We start from the raw sequence: 17,857 nt of genomic DNA, 5'->3' as shown, positions 1-17,857 counted from the left end.
CATCTCTTCGGGCGCGTGGTTCTTTTCGCGCCACGCGCCCGGAATGCGCAAGCGCGTCAACCGGAGGTCAGGTCAGCCGTTCGGACAGGTGGACGGTCACCGCGTCCCCGATGTCCTTGCCGAGCTTCTTGCGGAGCTTTGCGCTGATCGAGAGCATGTGGCCACCCGACCCGGTCGGCATGAGTCCGGCGGTCAGGTCGTGGCCGTCCACGGTCGCGACCACACGGACGGACTTCCCCGTGCCGAGCAGCTCGACCGAGTCGGGCACCTCGACGCACGACCACACGTCGTCGCGCACCGTCACCCCGATCGGCGCGGAGAACGTGACGTCCATCGGACCTGGACTCGTGCTCACCACGTGACCTCCTCGTCGTCGACAGCACCGTGCGTGCCGCCCTGCGTCGTCCGACTCTACCGAGTGCCGTCCGGCGCCGGACCGTCTCCGCCGGTCAAAGTCTCTTGATGTCGACAGACTTCTCCAGGAAGCCCTGAGAGCGGCCAAGCCAGTTTCGCTCCCGTCACATCTCGGGCATCCGACCGCACGTGGTGAGTCGGTCGGGGATGTCCGTTTCGCGCCCGGGACGTCGCCGCCCCGTGAGTTCTAGACCCACGGGGCACCGCCTACGCCTCCCCTGCGAACCCTTGCGATACCAACAGTTCCTGGCGCCCACCCGCTCCCCCGAGAGACCCCGTGGGCACACGCCGGGCACTAGCCGCGCGAGACAGCGCGGAGTCGAGCCGTCTCCAGGGCGACCGCGACGCCGTCGAGATCCTTCTCGAAGAGGTCTGCGTAGACGTCGAGCGTCATGCTCGCGGAGGCGTGTCCCAGCATGCGCTGGACGGCCTTGACGTTCGCCCCCGCGGACACCGCGAGGCTCGCGGCGCTGTGGCGGAGGTCGTGCGGGGTGAGGTGGTCGTCGATGCCCGCGTCACGGGCCGCGCGGGAGAACCAGCCCGTCCCCGACTTGGAGCGCTTGAGGTAGGTACCGCGGTCGCCGTGGAAGACGACGTCGTCGCGCGCCTTGCCCTCGCACGCCGCGGCGAGGTGCAACGAGAGGAAGGCGGGGAACGGGACGGAGCGCCGCTCGTGGGTCTTGGGTGTCCCGACGACGATCTCGGAACCGACCTCGACCGCGTTCTGGTTGATGCGCAACCGTTGGCGGAGCATGTCGAGGTCGCGGACGCGAAGCCCCGCGGCCTCGCCCCAACGCAGCCCGCAGTAGGCGAGGACCAGGACGAGGGTCTCGTGCCGACCGGCTGCGGCGGCGAGCGCGGCGACCTGCTGGTGGTCGAGGTAGGTGTGCTCGCGCCGTACCTTGCGGGGAAGGTTGACGCCACGAGCCGGGTTGGTGAGGATGCGGCGGTCGTCGACCGCGTCGTCGAGCAGCGAGGCCAGGGCGCCGTGCGCGCGGGCGACCGTCGTGGCGCTGTACGTGGCGCTCAGGTCGGAGACCCAGGCCTGCACCGCGGTGCGCCGGATCTCCGCGACGGGCACGCTCCCCCACCGCGGCGTGACGTGCAGCCGCCACGAGCTCTCGATCGCCCGGGCCGTCGAGGGCTTGAGATGGGTCTGCCGCCCGAGCCACGCTCCCCCGAGCTCCAGCACGGTCGAGCGGGCCGCGGTCGGGTCGATGAACTCGCCGCGCAGGATGGACACCTCGAGCGAGGACGCGAAGGCCTCGGCGCTGCGCTTGGTCTTGAAGCCGCGCTTCTTGGTCTGCTTGCGCTCGGGGGTGCGGTAGCGAACCATGTACCGTCGTCCGGCGGTCGTCTCGTACGCCTCAACGGTCGCCATGGCGATCCGTCCACTGTGCGCGGTCTGCCTGGTTCCTCACAGCACGAACGGTACCGCGATCCGTCGCATCGGCGACCATTCGGACACCTCGCCCGCGCGGGGCTCAGGATCCCGCGACGCGTCGCCGACCCGCGCGAGCTGTGAACGCGTCGAGGGCGGCCAGCACCTCGGTCGCCTGCCAGGTCCGGCCGCGGCGTCGGCGCGGGTCGGTCGCGGTCAAGGCGCCCGCGCCGACGAGCCGGTCGATGGCCCCCTGCGCTGCGGGCAGGCTCACGCCGAGCGCGTCGGCAAGGAAGGAGACCGTGACGACAGGCTGTCCGAGGACGACGTCGATCGCCCGCCATGCCGCTGCGCCCCGACGGGCGTCGAGCCGTGCGGTCCATTCCTGGCGAACGAGCGACAGGTCGGCGGCCAGGGCCCTGCCGTTCCCGACGGCGACGAGCGCTGCCTCGTTGACCTGGTGGACGATGGGGACGACGTCCCCGCGACGGAAGGCCGTCAGGGCGTCGACGTAGGCGTCGGTGTCGACGAGGAGCCCGGCGGAGACCGGCACGGTGACCCGGCGCGTGAGCCCGGCGTGACGGAGCATCGCGTGGACGAGTGCTCGGCCAGACCTTCCGTTGCCGTCCGTGAACGGGTGGATGGTCTCGAACTGGGCGTGGGTGATCGCCGCGTGCGCGAGGACCGGGAGGTCGGTGCGGCGCGCGAAGGCGACCAGGTCCTCGATCGCGGCAGGGATCCGTTCGTGGTGGATCGCGACGAACTCGGCGAGGTGAGGACCGGCGGACGTCCCGCCGACCCAGACCTGCTCCCGTCTCCATCGACCGGCCGTGAGGTCGCGCTCGCCCATGAGCGCACGGTGGACGGCCAGGATCGCGTCGCCGTCCAGCTGGTCCGCCAGGTCGATCGCCGCCTGCATGGCGTGCACGTTGCCGGCGACGGTCGTCGCGTTGCGGGAGGCGTCCTCACCGATCTCCGCCAGTGCGAGCTGTCGTGCCCCGACCGTCAGGTTCTCGATCTGGGAGGAGGCGGCCGACTCGCTACGGAGCAGGACGCCACGCAGCGGCGCGAGCTCGCCGGCGCCGAGGACCGTGTCCATCTCGACGTCGAAGCGGGCGACCTCGGTGGCAGCATCCTCGCACTCTGCGACGAGGGACGCAGGCAGCGGAACCTCGCGGCCCGCGATCTCCGGGGTGAGCGCCGACCGGTACGGCCCTGCGTGCAGCTCTCGTTGACGTCGAGAGACGGGAGAGTCGGCGTACAGTCGCCACGGGTGCTCCTCGAACGCGATCGAGGGCCAGGTGCTGCCCGCCGGGGGAAGCGACGACTCGTTGGTTCCTTGCATGGGCAACCTCCTTGTCCAAGGATCATGCCATAACCTTGGACAAGGGCGCAGGGGGTGCACGGTTGCGTCTCGGGGTCGGGCACCTCGCGGGCCTTGCCCCGGGCAACATCACACCGTCGATCGTGCGTGTGGAGTTGCGCCGCCCTGCGAAAACCGGAAACCTGGTCGGTGGTCTCGCGGGTGTGCGCGTCCTCCCCGATGCGCGTGGTCTGCTGGGCAGCCTCGACGGGTGGGTTCGGCGTGCCACGTGCGTTCACCGGACCTTCACGCCCCTTCGGAACATGCGCATCCGGTGGGACGTTGACCCCCATAGACAACCCCTGCCGCTACCCCTTGGAGGACGACATGCCAGACCGGTCCCTACGTGGAATGAGCATCGGTGCGAAGAGCATGGAGTCCGACGCGGGCGTCGACTTCGCCCCTCGTTTCCAGGCGCACTACGACTGCCCTAACGGCCACACCATCATCCTGCCGTTCTCGACCGAGGCCGAGGTGCCTGCGGTGTGGGAGTGTCGCTGCGGTGAGGAGGCCCTCCTGCGTGACGCGGAGCGCCCCGAGCCCAAGGCCGGCAAGCCCGCCCGTACGCACTGGGACATGCTGCTGGAGCGGCGCACGATCAAGGAGCTCGAGGAGCTGCTCGACGAGCGGCTCGGGCTGCTGCGTGCCGGCAAGCTGCGTCGCAGCGCCTGACCTTCTGATCAGAAGGGCCCGGAACTCCTCGGAGTTCCGGGCCCTTCGTCGTCCCCGGGCCCACGGTCGGGCCCTCCCCCGCTCACCCGCCTGCGCACCGTAGGTGTCCGGTCTGCCCGACGGCGCCGCGCACCCGCCGGGTCCGCCGCACCCGGGCGATCCTCGCCGTCGGGCAGGACGGGAGCTCCTGGGAGTCCGCGCCGCGGTCGGACGACTAGCGGCGCGCAGGCTTGGACGCCGGGCGCTTGGTCGCGGGCCTGCGCGCGGGGACCTTGGCGCTCGCGGCCGGGCGGGTGACGTGGGAGACGACGCCGGCGACGACTAGCAGGACCGTGAGGCCGCCCGCGACCCACCCGGGCCAGTACCCGAGCCGTACGGCCGGGGTCAGGGAGTCTCGCAGGGGCAGCGTCGCGATCATCTGGTCGGCCGTGAAGAGATCGGTGCTCTGCAGGAGCGCGCCGTTGGGGGCGATGATGCCGCTCACGCCGACGGTCGAGATCTGCACGGTCGCGCGCCCGGTCTCGATGGCCCGCAGGCGGGACATCGCGAGCTGCTGGGTGGACTCGGCGCTGTACCCGAAGGACGCGTTGTTGGTGGGAACGACGAGCAGCTCGGCACCCGCGTTCACGGCGTCGCGGACGAGCTCCTCGTACGCGACCTCGAAGCAGATGACGGTGGCGAGGGGGACGGTGCGCCCGAGGCGCTCGGAGGGCAGGTCGACGACGGCGACCTCGTCACCGGCGATCATGTCCGTGGTCACGCGGTCGACCTGGTCGGAGAAGATCCGCACGAAGCTGCGCATCGGGATGTACTCGCCGAACGGTGCGGGGTGCTGCTTGGCGTACCGGTCGATGACGCCCTGCCCGGGCGCCCACAGCAGCGACACGTTGTACCGCCCACCGGTCTCGGGGAACTCCTGCGCCCCGACCAGGACGGGCGCACCGACGGCCGTCGCGGCCGCGTCGATGTCGGCGGCGACGTCGGGGGTGGTCTGCGGGTCGAGGTCGGAGCCGTTCTCGGGCCACAGGACGACGTCGAGCTCGCCGGGGTCGACCTCGTCGAGCAGCGCGACCGTGCCGTCGACGTGGTTCTGCAGGACCTCGCCACGGTTGGCGAACGACCCGAGGCCCGGTTCCCCGACGTTGCCCTGGACCGCGCCGATCTTCAGCGTCCCGGTCTCCGCTCGGGTGTCGAGCGGGACGACGAGGCCCACGCCGAGGAGCACGGCTGCCGTGCCGAGCGCGCACAGGGCGGGCATGCTGCGCACCCGGCGGGCCTCGAGCAGGAACACGGCGAGCAGGACGCCGATCGCGGCGGTCAGCAGCGAGACGAGCAGTCCTCCGCCGAGCCAGGCGGTGCGCCCCAGCAGAGAGTCGACCTGGGAGAACGCGAGCCGGCCCCAGGGGAACCCGCCGAAGGGGAACTCGGAGCGCCACTGCTCGACCGCGACCCACAGCACCGAGAACGTCACGACCTGCCAGGCCAGGTTGCGGCGGACGAAGCCGAGCCGCCGCACCCATGTCCACATCGCACCGAACAGCGCCAGGAAGACGGCTTCGAGGACGCTCAGCGCGAGCCAGGGGACGGTGTCGGTCGCGATCTGCGCCCACTGGATGTGCGGCAGGAAGAACGCGAGGCCCCACACGAGGCCCACGAGGGCGTTCCACCAGGCGCGGTCGCGGCGCAGGGCGAGGAAGAGGGCCGCCACCCCGACGAACGCCATGGGCCACCACCCGCGGTCGGGGAAGGCGGTGTTCGTCAGGAAGCCGCCACCGGCGGCGAGAAGGATCAGCAGCCAGCGGCTCGGCTCACGGGTCGACACCAGTGCAGGGTACGCCACGTACCTGCAGGTCGGCCGGGAGATGTGGGCCGACCCGCGCGTCCTTCGGACCACGTCGCACCGCCACCGGTGAGGCCGTGTTGTCTACTGAACGCGCGGGTCGAGCCGATGCACGTCAGGGCTCGCAGGATGGACGGTGAGATGGTGGCTCGAACCCCTGCGGCACTGGCGGCCGGAACACGTCATCGAACTTACCGCCCCTCACGGTGGTGTCAATCCGAGGCCGGTCCACGGCGCGCAGTGCCACCGGTCGTGGCCGGGAGGCGCGCTCGGGTGGCACCGGCCTCATCCGCGCGAGGGTGCGGCGGGCGCCCCGCACGTGTCCCGGCCCGGCCGGGCCGGTCTCAGTCGAACGTGTCGAACAGCACGACGCCGTCACGCACCGTCTGCAGGCACGTGGGGTCGGGGGCGTCGTCGGTGAGGTCGGGCAGCAGGGGCGTGCCCGAGCGGGCGTCGGTGCTCCAGGAGGACACGGAGGTCCCCGCCCCCTGCACCGCGAGGTGCTCGGCACGCCACACCGCGATGTGGGCGGGCGCGCCGACGCGCAGCTGGCCCGCGCCCGTGTGGTCGAGGCCCGCGATGCGCCAGCCCCCGCGCGTGTGCGCCCGGAACGCGGCCCGCGCGGAGATGCGCTGGTCGGGGTCGGCGTGCGACATCGCGGCCCGGACCGCGGACCAGGGGTCCAACGCGGTCACGGGCGAGTCGGAGCCGAACGCGAGCGGGACGCCCGCCCCGGCCAGGTCGGCGAACGGCGAGAGCCCGGCCACGCGCGTGGGACCCAGGCGCGACGCGTACATGCCGTCAGGGCCGCCCCACGCGGCGTCGAAGACGGGCTGGATGGACAGCGAGACCCCGAACAGCAGGAGGGTCGACAGGGCGTTGGTGTCGACAAACAGCGCGTGCTCGACACGGTGCGCGGCGCGGCGGTGCGCGGCGGCCCCGTCAGCCTCCGCGGCGGCGCGCAGGCCCACGACGAACTCGTCCATGGCGCGGTCGCCGATGACGTGGAACCCGCCCTGGGTGCCCGTCGCCGCGACGGCGGACAGGTGGGCCGCGATCTGCTCGGCGGTCAGGTACTGGTTGCCGCGCCCGTCGGGCCCCGCCTCCCCGGGGGCGCCCGTGAGGTCGGAGTACGGGTGGCGCAGGGCCGCGGTGCGCGAGCCGAGGGACCCGTCGACGTTGAGGTCCCCCGCGATGCCCGCCAGGCCGGGCAGGTCGGCGAGCAGGGCGCGCGCGTCGTCGGGCGTGGCGCACAGCTCGCCCCGGTACGCGACCAGGTGCGGCAGGGCTCCCTCGGGGTCCGCCGTGAGGGCCATGAGCTCGCGCAGCCCGTCCCGGGTGTCGATCGAGGGCGCGCTGTTCTCGTGCACCGACACGATGCCGCGGCGCGCGGCAGCGTCCAGGGCCGTCCGGTAGATCGCGGTGCGACGTTCGGGGCTCATGGCGCGGGCCGCGTCCCGGGCCGCGTGGTGCGCGCCCAGGGTGACCCAGCCGCTGTCCGTCCAGCCCTGGCGCCCCTCGAGGCCGGCGCGCGCCGCGAGCGACGTCGAGACGACCGCCGAGTGCACGTCCACGCGCGCCGCGTACACGAGCGCTCCCCCGCACGCCGCGTCGATCTGCTCGCGCGTCGGGGCACGGTGCTCGGGCCACTCCTGCTCGTCCCACCCGAACGCGAGGAGCACGTCGTCCGCCTCGGCGGCCGGGCGCGCCTCGACCGCGGCGTGCAGCGCGTCGAGCGCCGCGGGCAGGGACGTGACGCCGGCGCTCGCGGAAAGGTCGACGCCTGCGAGGGCGAGCCCGGTCTCGAGGACGTGGACGTGGGAGTCGACGAACCCGGGGGCGACGAGCGCTCCGTCGAGGTCGACGACGCGGTCGGCGCGGGCGGCGAGCCCGGCGGCGGTGTCGTTCGCGCCGATCCAGGTGATCACCCCGCCGTCGACGAGCATCGCCTCGGCAAAGGGGTCGGTCGAGGAGTGAATGACACCGTTGCGGTACAGGGTGGAGGCCACGAAACCACACGATATGCCACGCCGCGCCCGGCGCGCCCCTTCGTGGGGCGTGCCGGGCGCTCGTGACGCGAAGGTCACACGCTCGAGTAGGCCACGACCCCGCGCCGGACGGCGTCGATGGCGCGCACCGCGGTCTTGCGCATCGCCGGGGTGGGGGCGGCGGTCGCGAGCTGGTCGAGCACGTCGATGATCTGCTTGCACCAGCGCACGAAGTCCCCCGCGGCGAGCTCGGAGCCGCGCAGGACGGCGTCGAGGCTGCGTCCGGTTGCCCACCGGTGCACGGCCGCGACGATCCCGAGGTCGAGCGTGCCGGTCGCGTCGATGTGGTGGGCCTCCTCGAGGTCGTCGACCTCGGACCACACGACGACCGTCGCGTCGAGCGCGCGGGCGAGCTTCCCCTGGGGGCCGCCGGGCACGTACGGCTCGCCGGGTTCGTCGCGGCGGGCCGAGAAGACGAGGGTCGAGACGACGGCGGCGAGCCCGGCGGGGTCGAGGTCGTCCCACACGCCGCGGCGCAGGCACTCGGCGAGCAGCAGGTCGTTCTCGGCGTAGAGCCTGCGCAACCACTGCCCGGCGTCCGTGATCCGTACCTCGGGGGCGGGCGTGCGACCGCTCGCGGGGTGGGGATCGACCTCCAGGTACCCGAGGCCGGTGAGGATGTCGCAGATCCGGTCGAAGACGCGGGCGATCGAGCCGGTGCGCCCTTCGACCCGTCGCACGAGGGCGTCGTGCTCCTTCTTCAGCTTGGCCCACCTCTCGGCCCAGCGGGCGTGGTCCTCGCGCTCGGGGCAGTCGTGGCACGGGTGGGCTCGCAGTGCCGCACGCAGTCGGCTGAGCTCCTTGTCGTCGGCGGCGGCCGACCGCACGGTGGGAGACTTGCCCCGCGACGGTGCACCGGGGGTGTCGACGAACGCGCCGAGCGCGTTGCGCAGCGAGGAGGCCAGGTCGCGGCGGGCCGCGGGCACGCGCGGGTTGAAGGTCTTGGGGATGCGGACCTTGCCGACGGTGCGGATCCCGGAGGGGGCGTCGGCGACCGTGAGCTTCTTGACGTGCTTGTCCTCGGTGAGGACGGTGGGGCAGGGGCCGTCGAAGCCGCCGTCCTTGCCGGGGTCGAGCACGACGACGTACCCGGCGCGGCGCCCCGTGGGCAGCTCGACGACGTCACCGACGCGCAGGTTCTCGAAGTCCGCGACGATCTGGGCGCGCCGGGCCCGCTGCGCCGACTTCGACAGGTCGGCCTCGCGGGTCGCGATCGCCCGCCGGAGCCGGGCGTACTCGCCGAAGTCGCCCCGGTCGCACGTCATGGCCTGCGCGTACCCCTCGAGCGCCTCGGCGTGCGCCTGCGCCTGCTTGGCGAGGCCCACGACGCCCCGGTCGGCCTGGAACTGCGCGAACGACGTCTCCAGGACGTCGCGGGCGCGCTCGCGGCCCACCTGGGCCACGAGGTTGACGGCCATGTTGTACGTGGGGCGGAACGAGGACTTGAGCGGGTACAGGCGCTTGGACGCGAGTCCCGCGAGGGCTACGGGGTCGAGCCCCGGGTGGTCGACGACGACGGCGTGCCCCTCGACGTCGATGCCGCGGCGCCCGGCGCGGCCCGTGAGCTGGGTGTACTCCCCCGGTGTCATGTCGACGTGCGACGTCCCGTCCCACTTGACGAGCTTCTCCAGGACGACCGAGCGGGCCGGCATGTTGATCCCGAGGGCGAGGGTCTCGGTCGCGAACACGACCTTGACCAGGCCGCGGCTGAACAGGTCCTCGACGATCTCCTTGAAGATGGGCAGCATGCCCGCGTGGTGGGCGGCGACGCCGCGCGCGAGGGACTCGCTCCACGTCCAGTAGCCGAGCACGTCGAGGTCCTCGGCGGGCAGGGTCGCGCTGCGAGCCTCGACGGTCGCGCGGATCTCCGCCTCCTGCGCGGGAGTGGTCAGGCGCAGGCCGGCAGCCAGGCACTGCGTCACGGCGGCCTCGCACCCGGCGCGGGAGAAGATGAAGAAGATCGCGGGCAGCAGGCCGTCGGCGTCCAGGGCGTCGACCACGGCGAAGCGGGGCGGGGTACGGCGCCCACCCCCGTCGCCCGACCCGCCACCCCGGTGTCCGCCTGGCCCGCCGCGGCCCCCGCGTCCCCGGTAGCCGCGGTCCCCGCTGCGCCCGCCCCGCCCGGGGTAGCCGCCGTCGCGGGCGCCGCTGCGGAACGCCGCGAGCAGGTCCGGGTTGATGGGCGGGTTGACGCCGGGGTCGGTCGGGTCGACGTGCCCCGCGTACAGGTCGATCAGGTCCGCGCCCGTGCCGGGACGCACGACCTCGCCCGGGGTGCGGGGGCCGCGGTGGCGTGAGCCGACGAGGACGTGCTGCCACAGCGGGACGGGTCGGCGCTCGCTGACGATGACGGCGGTGTCGCCACGGACCATCTCGAGCCAGTCGCCGAACTCCTCGGCGTTGGACACGGTCGCGGACAGGGACACGAGCTGGACGTCGTCGTCGAGGTGGATGATGACCTCCTCCCAGACGGGTCCGCGGAAGCGGTCGGCGAGGTAGTGGACCTCGTCCATGACGACGAACGCGAGGCCGTCGAGGGCGCGCGAGCCCGCGTAGAGCATGTTGCGCAGGACCTCGGTGGTCATGACGACGATCGGGGCGTCGCCGTTGATGGACGTGTCGCCCGTGAGCAGGCCGACCTGGTCGACGCCGTGGCGGCGCGCGAGGTCGGCGTACTTCTGGTTGGACAGCGCCTTGATGGGGGTCGTGTAGAAGGCCTTGCGTCCGCCGGCGAGCGCGAGGTGGACGGCGAACTCCCCCACGACGGTCTTCCCGGCGCCGGTGGGGGCGGCGACGAGGACGCCGCGCCCTTCTTCGAGGGCCTGGCAGGCTCGGACCTGAAAGTCGTCGAACGGGAAGCCGACGACCTCGCGGAACGCGGCGAGCTGGGTGCGGGAGGCGGCCTGGAGGGCGCGCGAGGCCGCGTACCGCTCCGCGGGGCTCGCCGTGCCGGCTGTGTCGCTGTCGTCGGGTCCTGCGTTGCCGGCGGTACGGGGTGCTGCGGTCATGCCACCACCCTACGGTCCGCGGGTGTCGGTCCGTGGGGCTTTTCGCACGTGGTCGGCCTCGGGGTGCGGGGCCACGGTCCCCGGGACTCGTCGCACGTCAGGCGGGCGGGGCCTCGGGGACGCGACCGTCGAGGACGTGCAGGGCCCCGTGAGCCACGGTGACGCGCACGGGCAGGCGCGAGATGCGCTCCCCGTCGGCGAAGGCAGGGGGTGGCGGGCGGCCCGCGTCGGTGGCCTCGAGGAGCACGGAGGTGGCGTGTCGGACGTCGACGGCCGCGTGGTGCACGTGCTTGCCCTGGTACATGCCGGGGAAGACGCGGGCGGCTCCGAGCCGGGTCAGGGGACCGGCGGTGACGAGGTCGAGGAGACCGTCGTCGATCCGCGCGTCGGGGGCGATCTGGACGCCGCCGCCGAAGCGGTGCCCGTTGGCGACAGCGACCACGGTCCCGGGCGAGGCCCACACGAACGGAGACGCGACGTCGTCGGGCCCGCTGCCGGGGAGCGCGCCGGACCGGTCCTCCGGTGCGAGGTCCGCGGTGATGCGGTACCCGTACGGGCGGAACCGGGCGAGCTCGCTCGCGACGGCGCGCACGTACTTGGCGCTGCCGCGCGGCCACGTCAGGGCGTTGGCGTGGGCGTTGACGGCGGCGTCGAGGCCCGCGGACAGGACGCCGCAGAACCAGCGGGCCCTGCCCGGCCGGGGAGCGAGATCGGCGTCGAGGGGTTCGGCCCGTGCGGCGTCCACGACCCGCACCCCGCCGGTGCCTGCGCCGCGGGCGGACAGCGCGTCGAGGATCAGCGCGACGGCGGCGGGGACGTCGTGCACGGGCAGGTCGAGGGCCGACGCGAAGTCGTTGCCCGTCCCCGCGGCGACGATGCCCAGGGGTATCCCGGTCCCGGCGACCGCGTTGACGCCGAGGTGGACCATGCCGTCCCCGCCGACGACGACGAGGGCGTCGATCGGGTCCGTGCTGCCCGGTCCGTGCCCGCTCGCCTGCCCGCTCGCCTGTTCCCCCGTCGTCCGGCTCGGGCGTCCGGCGACGGCGTCGCGGGCGTTCTCGAGCGCGAGGGGCGCGTTGGGGGCGCTGAGGTCGAGGACGTCGTGACCGGCGTCGCGCAGGAGGGCGAGGGTGCGCGCGCCGTCGCCCCGACCCCGCCCACGGTCGGCCGTCGGGTTGACGACGACGGCGAGGCGGGCGGGGCGGGGCTGGGGCCGGTCAGGCACCGGAGAGCGCGGCGGCGGCGCGCTTGTCGGTGCTGCGGTCCCGCAGGATCGCGATCCCCACGGCCCCGAAGTACAGGACGCAGATGGGCAGCGCGACGAAGATCATCGTGAGCGCGTCGGGCGTGGGCGTCATGACGGCCGCGAAGACGAACGCGATGAGGACGGCCCAGCGCCACCCGGCGAGCAGGGCCGTGGACCGGACCAGGCCCGCGAAGTTCAGGGCCACCAGGACGACGGGCAGGACGAACGCGAGCCCGAACGCCAGGACGAGGCGCATCACGAAGCTCAGGTAGCCCTGAGCGTCCGTGAGGTTCGTCGCGCCCTCGGGGACGAACGCCGCGAGGATGTCGACCGCGTGCGGCAGGACCCACCAGGCCAGGGTCACGCCGCCGAGGAACAGGGGCACCGATGCCCCGAGGAAGCCCACGGCGTAGCGACGTTCCTTGCGGGTCAGGCCCGGGGTGATGAACGCCCACAGCTGGTACAGCCACCACGGGCACGTCACGAGCACCCCGAGGAACAGGGAGACCTTGATCTTCATGTCGAGCGCGGTCGCCATGCCCGAGTAGTTCAGGTTGATGACCTTGTTCTGCGCGGCCGCCGCCGCCTCGAGGGGCGCCTGGAGCGCGGCCAGCAGCGGTTCGTAGAGGAACCAGCCGCCGATCGCGCCCACGACGAGCCCGCACGAGACCAGGAAGAGCCGCTTGCGGATCTCGAGCAGGTGCTCGCGCAGCGGCATGCGCCCCTCGGCGGACCTGGCCGTCTTCGTCGAACCGGCCACGGATCAGGCCTTGGGGGCGTCGTCATCCTTGACGGCAGGCTCCGCGGGCTTGTCGTCGTCGCGCAGGTCCTTGACCTCGCTCTTGAAGATCTTGAGGGACTGCCCCACGCTGCGGGCCAGGTCAGGAAGTCGCTTCGCCCCGAACAGGAGCAGGACGACGACGACAAGAACGATGATGTGCCAGGGCTTCAGCATGCCCATGAGATGGCTCCCTTGGAGTCGGACGCAAGTCTTGTTGTCGCAGATCCTACGCGTTGAATCGACGCCACCGGTCCCACGTCACCTTGTTGCGGGTCCTGCGTCCCGCCCGACGCTCGGCCCGCTGCGCGCGCAGCTCCTCGACCCGCTCGTGCAGGAGGACCGGGTCGTCGAACAGGGTGGGCGCCGTGCTGGGCGCCGACGCCGCCAGCGCCGCGGTCGTCTCGTCCGTGCGCTGCGCGAACCGGTCCATCACGAGCGCCGACTCCGACATCTGCGCGAACAGCGCCCTGGCCTTGCGCCACAGGTCGCGCCCCAGGAAGAAGGCGCCGACGAGCGTGCCGACGACCAGGACCGACCAGATGGTGAACCACATAGGGCCCAGCCTAGTTCGCCGGGCCGTCGGCGGACCCGGTCGTCCCCACCGGGTCGCCCGGCTCGTACGGGCCACCGCCCTCGGCCCCGTACGCGGCCAGGGCGGCGCTCGCGGCCTGGGCGACGTCGTCGGCGACCTCCTGGGGGGCGACGGCCAGGACGTGGCGGGCGTGCTCGAGGAGGAGGCGGCGCAACCACACGGGGTTGGTGACGCGCAGGGAGGCCTCGAACGCGCCGTCGGGCAGGTTGCGGACCTTCTCGACGGGGACCTGCTCCGCGACCCAGCGGGCGGGGCTCGCGAACGTGATCGTCGCCAGCGGCGCGTCGCCCGTGGGCGTGAAGTCGACCTCGGTCGGCAGGTCGTGCTCGCCCGTGGGCACGTCGAGCTCGGTCGCGGCCAGGAGCCGGTCGAGGCGGAACGTGCGCTGCCCCTGGGCGCGGTGGCACCACGCGAGGAGGTACGAGTACGCGTCCTGGGTGTGCAGCGCGACGGGGTCGATCTCGCGCTCGGACACGACGTCGGAGCTCGTCACGTACCGCACGCGCAGGCGGTGCCGGTTCGCCAGCGCCGAGGACACCGCGGCGACGACCTCGGGGGCCCCGTCAGGGGACAGGCGCACGTCGAGGGCCGCGGCGGCCTCGCCCGTCGCGCCGGTGAGCTTGGCCAGGACCGACGCGACGACGTCGGCGCGCGCCCGGTCCGAACGCACCGCCGGGGTCTCCCCCATGGCGCGCAGGGCCGCGATGAGCGCGACCGCCTCGCGGGTGCCCAGGCGCAGGGGACGCGTCATGCCGCGCGCCTCCGTGAGCCGCACGACGCCCCGCTCGAGGGAGTCCGCGTCGAAGTCGATCAGGTCGTCGGGCCAGTACCCGGGGGTGCCGGACACCCACAGGGCGTCGACGTCCTCCACGATCTGGCGCGTCGTCACGCCGAACCGGGTCGCGAGCTCCTCGACCGGGACCCCGCCCGCCCCGTCCAGGTAGCTGACGATGCCCAGCAGGCGCACCAACCGGTCGTCCGCGCGCTCAGCCACGCTGCTCCTCCGTGCTCGTCGTACCGTTCGGGTGGTCCTGCGTGGTGGTGGTCGGCGCCTGTCCCAGGCGGGCCGCGGCCGCCAACCGGCGCACCACGGCGTCCCGCAGCCCCGCAGGGCTCAGGACCACGACCGCGTCCCCGTACCCCGCGATCTCGTCCGCGAACGCGTGCTGGTTCGTGAACGACACGTGCACGACGTCGCGTCCGTCCGCACGCGGCCCCGTGCCCGGCCCGTCGCCGTCGCTGCGTCCGCGCGCCCGCAACGCCTCGGCCCGCTCGGGACCGATCGCGAGGGCAGCGACCTGCTCCTGCCCCGCCCGCGCCCCCAGGAGCGCGTCCACGTCCACCCCGTCCGGGATGGCGAACGCCCCCGGACGCCCCAGGAGACGCACCCTGCCCTCGATGCGGCTCAACCGGTAGGCCCGCGGCGCCTGGCGCTCGCGGTCGAACCCGAGGAGGTACCACCCGCCGCGGCGGGCCGCGATGCGCCACGGCTCGACAGTGCGGTCCCGCACCTCGCCCGTGGAGGCCGCCCGGTAGGTGAACGACACCGGACGCAGCGCCTCGATCGCGTCGAGAAGGGGGCCGTACGCGTCGCCCACGGCCCGCACCCTCGGGGCGAGCCCGGCGACCGCGTCGTTCGCGACCTCGCCCGCGCCCGCCGCGCGCAGCTTCGTCAGGGCACGCGAGATGTCCGTGCGCAACGTCTTGTCCTGCCAGAACTGCGCCGCCAGGGACAGCACCCCGAACTCCGCCGGGGTCAGGTCGACCGCAGGCAGCGCGTACGCGTCCTGGTCGATCCGGTACCCGACGTCGTCGCTGTGCCCCCCGGCGTCGACCGTCACGATCGGTATCCCCAGGTCGCGCAACGAGTCCTTGTCGCGCTCGAACATCCGCTCGAACGCCTCGGGAGAGGGCGCGTCGGCATACCCCGCGACACTCGTACGGATCTGCTGCTTCGTCATCGACACGCTCGTGTTCACGAGGGCGATCACGAGGTTCAAGAGCCTCGTGGCAGGGTTGACTGGTTGACTCGTCTGATCAGGCATCGGCACCCACGCTAACGAACGCTATCCTCACCCGTGTGATGACGTGGCGTAGTGCAAGGGTGATCTCCCGCGGCCGGGCCTGGCAAGGCGCGCAGGAAGTGACCGTCGAGCTCGACGAACCCCTGCCCGCGACCGCCGCCCCAGGAACCGAGGAACGCCCCCGCACCGTCCGCGCCCTCGCCTACCCGCAGCTCGTCGGAGAGCCCCAGGTCGGCGACCAGGTCCTCCTCAACGTCTCCGCCCTCGCCCGCGGCCTCGGCACCGGCGGGTACGCCCTCGTCGTCGCCCTGCCCGGAGCCCTGCCCCCCGACCCTGCCCCCGGGCCCGGGCACCTCGTCAAGGCCCGCTACACCCCCCTGCAGGCCCTCGTGCTGGGCGTCGACGAGCAGGAGTCCCCCCACCACGACACCCTGCGCGACGCCGACGACCTCCACGGCATGCCCGTCGTCGTCGCCGACCTCCACTCCGCCCTGCCCGCGATCGTCGCCGGCGCACGCCTCGCCGCCGCCCAGGACGGACGCCCCGCGCCCCGCATCGCCTACGTCATGACCGACGGCGGCGCCCTGCCCGCCGCGTTCTCCCGCACCGTCTCCGGACTGCGCGACGCCGACTGGCTCCACACCTGCCTCACCGTCGGCCAGGCCTACGGCGGCGACCACGAAGCGGTCACCGTCCACACCGGGCTCCTCGCCGCCCGCCACGTCACCGGCGCCGACCTCGCCGTCGTCGCCCAAGGACCCGGGAACCTCGGCACCGGCACCCGCTGGGGCTTCTCCGGCGTCGCCGCCGGCGAAGCCCTCAACGCCGCCGCAACCCTCGGCGGCCGCCCCGTCGCCTCCCTGCGCGTCTCCGGCGCCGACCCCCGCGACCGCCACCTCGGCATCTCCCACCACTCCCTGACCGCCTACGGCCGGGTGGCGCTCGCGGCCAGCGACGTCGTGGTCCCCCGCCCCAGCGCCGACGTCGAAGCCCTCCCCGGGTGGGGAGCCGCGCTCACCGCACGCATCACCGAGCAGGCCGCACTCCTCGCCGCACCCCACGGGCGCCACCGCCTCGTCCACGCCGACGCCGACGCCGCCCTCCTCGGAGCGCTGCGCGCCACGCCCGTCGGGCTGTCCACCATGGGCCGCGGGCTCGACGACGACCCCGCCGCCTTCCTGGCCGCCGCCACCGCCGGCCTGTACGCCGAGAGGAACCGACCAGCATGAGCAACCGGACGCGACTGGGGGGTGTCGTCGTCCTGATCGCCCTCGTCCTCGTCGGCGCAGCCGCCGGGAACCGCTGGAGCTTCCGGCTCGAACCCGTCACCACCCGACCGACCTCCGAGGTCCCCCCTCCCCCCGTGCAACGCACGGAAGACACCGCGCTCTTCCTCGAAGGTCTCGACGAACGAGCCGCCGGGCTCAGCATCGGCGAGTACATGACGTACCTCGCGGTACTCGTCGCCCTCGTCCTGGTCGTCGTCACGATCGTGCACCTGCGCCGCCGCACCCGGGAGCCCGCCATCCAGGCGCCCGCCCCCCACGACCACGTCGCGACCGGAGCCAGCATCGCCCTCCCCGCCCTCACGGTCCAGCTCCCCGCACTGCGCCGAGGCGTCCAGCACGCCCGGCACCTCCTCGACACCGCCGCGACCCCACGAGACGCCGTCACCGCCGCCTGGATAGCGCTCGAGGACGCCGCCGCCGACACCGGGCACCGCCGACACCCCGCGCAGACCCCCACCGAGTTCACCACGACCGTCCTCGACGCCACCCCCGCCGACCCCGACGCCGTCACCACCCTGCTGAAGCTCTACCAGCGGGCGCGCTTCACCACCCACCCCCTCACCCCCCAGGACGTCGACGCCGCGCGCAGCTGCCTCGAACGCCTCGCCATCGCCTTCACGCCGCCCGTCAGCGACGACAGCGGCGACGGAAGGGGCGATGCCGACGCACCCCAGCACCAGGCCACCCGGGGAGAGACCCGATGAAGCACCGGCTCACCACCGACAAGAAGATCCTCACCCTCGCGACACTCCTCGTCGCCACCGGCGCAGCCCTCGCCCTCCTCGGCCTCGACCTCCCCCACACGCTCGCCCTCACCGTCGCCCTCCTCGTCGCCCTCGTCCTCTCCCGACGCATCGACACAGGACACGACCCCCAGCACCGAGCCCTGCCCGACACCAACCGCGACGGCGCTCGCCGAGACCTCTCCGACCTCACCTGGGCCATGCACGGGAGCCACGGACGCGTCAGCGAACGCGCCCACCGACGCGTGCGGGCGCTCGCGGCCACGGCCCTCGCCGACGAGGGCATCGACCTCCACAGCACGGACCCCGAGCAGGTGCGGGCGGCGGCCGACCGGCTCGGCACGCAGGTCCACCGGCAGATGACCGACGACCCACGGCCGCCCACCATGAAGGTCCTGCGGTCCTGGGTGGCCGCGATCGAGAACCTCCCGCACTCCCGCACCGACACCTGATCAG

General features: G+C 73.4%; 16 protein-coding genes. 4 read left to right on the top strand and 12 right to left on the bottom strand.

The annotated features are described in order from the left end of the window. Positions 1-67: 67 nt before the first annotated feature. The 3 genes from ACZDYF_RS06510 to ACZDYF_RS06500 all read right to left on the bottom strand — a co-directional run bounded on the left by ACZDYF_RS06510 (position 68) and on the right by ACZDYF_RS06500 (position 3,140). A complete protein-coding gene (locus tag ACZDYF_RS06510) occupies positions 68-355 on the bottom strand; it encodes a DUF1905 domain-containing protein (protein WP_475054873.1) in 288 nt (95 codons plus the stop codon). Positions 356-709: 354 nt separating this feature from the next. After that, complete coding sequence (locus ACZDYF_RS06505; protein WP_191790421.1) at positions 710-1,795, bottom strand: site-specific integrase; 1,086 nt, start codon at positions 1,793-1,795, stop codon at positions 710-712. 103 nt (positions 1,796-1,898) lie between these two features. Then, the gene (locus ACZDYF_RS06500; RefSeq protein ID WP_475054872.1) at positions 1,899-3,140 is read right to left on the bottom strand and encodes a Fic family protein; all 1,242 of its coding nucleotides are present in this window, start codon (positions 3,138-3,140) and stop codon (positions 1,899-1,901) included. Positions 3,141-3,485: 345 nt separating this feature from the next. Between ACZDYF_RS06500 and ACZDYF_RS06495 the strand changes: the two genes are divergently transcribed. Continuing rightward, on the top strand, positions 3,486-3,830 hold the full coding sequence (locus tag ACZDYF_RS06495) for an RNA polymerase-binding protein RbpA (RefSeq protein WP_138824427.1): 345 nt from the start codon (positions 3,486-3,488) through the stop codon (positions 3,828-3,830). 214 nt (positions 3,831-4,044) lie between these two features. On the opposite strand, the gene lnt is transcribed toward ACZDYF_RS06495, so the two are convergent. The 9 genes from lnt to ACZDYF_RS06450 all read right to left on the bottom strand — a co-directional run bounded on the left by lnt (position 4,045) and on the right by ACZDYF_RS06450 (position 15,306). Next, complete coding sequence (lnt, locus tag ACZDYF_RS06490; protein WP_475054870.1) at positions 4,045-5,652, bottom strand: apolipoprotein N-acyltransferase; 1,608 nt, start codon at positions 5,650-5,652, stop codon at positions 4,045-4,047. A gap of 362 nt (positions 5,653-6,014) precedes the next feature. Continuing rightward, positions 6,015-7,679 carry an amidohydrolase gene (locus ACZDYF_RS06485; protein ID WP_475054869.1) on the bottom strand — a complete coding sequence of 555 codons (1,665 nt, stop codon included), beginning with the start codon at positions 7,677-7,679 and terminating at the stop codon, positions 6,015-6,017. A 74-nt stretch (positions 7,680-7,753) separates the two neighbouring features. Continuing rightward, the gene (locus ACZDYF_RS06480; protein ID WP_475054868.1) at positions 7,754-10,726 is read right to left on the bottom strand and encodes a DEAD/DEAH box helicase; all 2,973 of its coding nucleotides are present in this window, start codon (positions 10,724-10,726) and stop codon (positions 7,754-7,756) included. A gap of 97 nt (positions 10,727-10,823) precedes the next feature. After that, the gene (locus ACZDYF_RS06475; RefSeq protein WP_475054866.1) at positions 10,824-11,951 is read right to left on the bottom strand and encodes a diacylglycerol/lipid kinase family protein; all 1,128 of its coding nucleotides are present in this window, start codon (positions 11,949-11,951) and stop codon (positions 10,824-10,826) included. Beyond that, the gene (gene tatC / locus ACZDYF_RS06470) at positions 11,944-12,732 is read right to left on the bottom strand and encodes a twin-arginine translocase subunit TatC (RefSeq protein WP_372440725.1); all 789 of its coding nucleotides are present in this window, start codon (positions 12,730-12,732) and stop codon (positions 11,944-11,946) included. Before tatC ends, ACZDYF_RS06475 begins: the two co-directional genes overlap by 8 nt. 3 nt (positions 12,733-12,735) lie before the next feature. Further along, positions 12,736-12,933: a Sec-independent protein translocase subunit TatA gene (gene tatA / locus ACZDYF_RS06465; protein WP_036571710.1), complete on the bottom strand. Its 198-nt coding sequence runs from the start codon at positions 12,931-12,933 to the stop codon at positions 12,736-12,738. A gap of 46 nt (positions 12,934-12,979) precedes the next feature. After that, the gene (locus tag ACZDYF_RS06460; RefSeq protein ID WP_191790416.1) at positions 12,980-13,306 is read right to left on the bottom strand and encodes a hypothetical protein; all 327 of its coding nucleotides are present in this window, start codon (positions 13,304-13,306) and stop codon (positions 12,980-12,982) included. Positions 13,307-13,316: 10 nt separating this feature from the next. Next, positions 13,317-14,339, bottom strand: a complete 1,023-nt coding sequence (locus ACZDYF_RS06455; RefSeq protein ID WP_475054865.1) for a helix-turn-helix transcriptional regulator — start codon at positions 14,337-14,339, stop codon at positions 13,317-13,319. Next, positions 14,332-15,306 carry a helix-turn-helix transcriptional regulator gene (locus ACZDYF_RS06450; protein WP_475054864.1) on the bottom strand — a complete coding sequence of 325 codons (975 nt, stop codon included), beginning with the start codon at positions 15,304-15,306 and terminating at the stop codon, positions 14,332-14,334. The genes ACZDYF_RS06455 and ACZDYF_RS06450 overlap by 8 nt, the downstream gene beginning before the upstream one ends. Positions 15,307-15,425: 119 nt before the next feature. On the opposite strand from ACZDYF_RS06450, the gene ACZDYF_RS06445 reads away from it, so the two are divergent. The 3 genes from ACZDYF_RS06445 to ACZDYF_RS06435 are packed head-to-tail and all read left to right on the top strand — an operon-like array spanning position 15,426 to position 17,853. Next, positions 15,426-16,598, top strand: coding sequence for a DUF3866 family protein (locus tag ACZDYF_RS06445; protein ID WP_475054862.1), 1,173 nt, complete (start codon positions 15,426-15,428; stop codon positions 16,596-16,598). Further along, a complete protein-coding gene (locus ACZDYF_RS06440; RefSeq protein ID WP_475054861.1) occupies positions 16,595-17,362 on the top strand; it encodes a DUF4129 domain-containing protein in 768 nt (255 codons plus the stop codon). The genes ACZDYF_RS06445 and ACZDYF_RS06440 overlap by 4 nt, the downstream gene beginning before the upstream one ends. After that, complete coding sequence (locus ACZDYF_RS06435; RefSeq protein ID WP_475054859.1) at positions 17,359-17,853, top strand: hypothetical protein; 495 nt, start codon at positions 17,359-17,361, stop codon at positions 17,851-17,853. Before ACZDYF_RS06440 ends, ACZDYF_RS06435 begins: the two co-directional genes overlap by 4 nt. Positions 17,854-17,857 lie beyond the last annotated feature (4 nt).

The sequence above is a fragment of the Oerskovia sp. PE-21s genome, from assembly GCF_056158145.1.
This window is presented reverse-complemented; position numbering and strand designations above follow the sequence as displayed.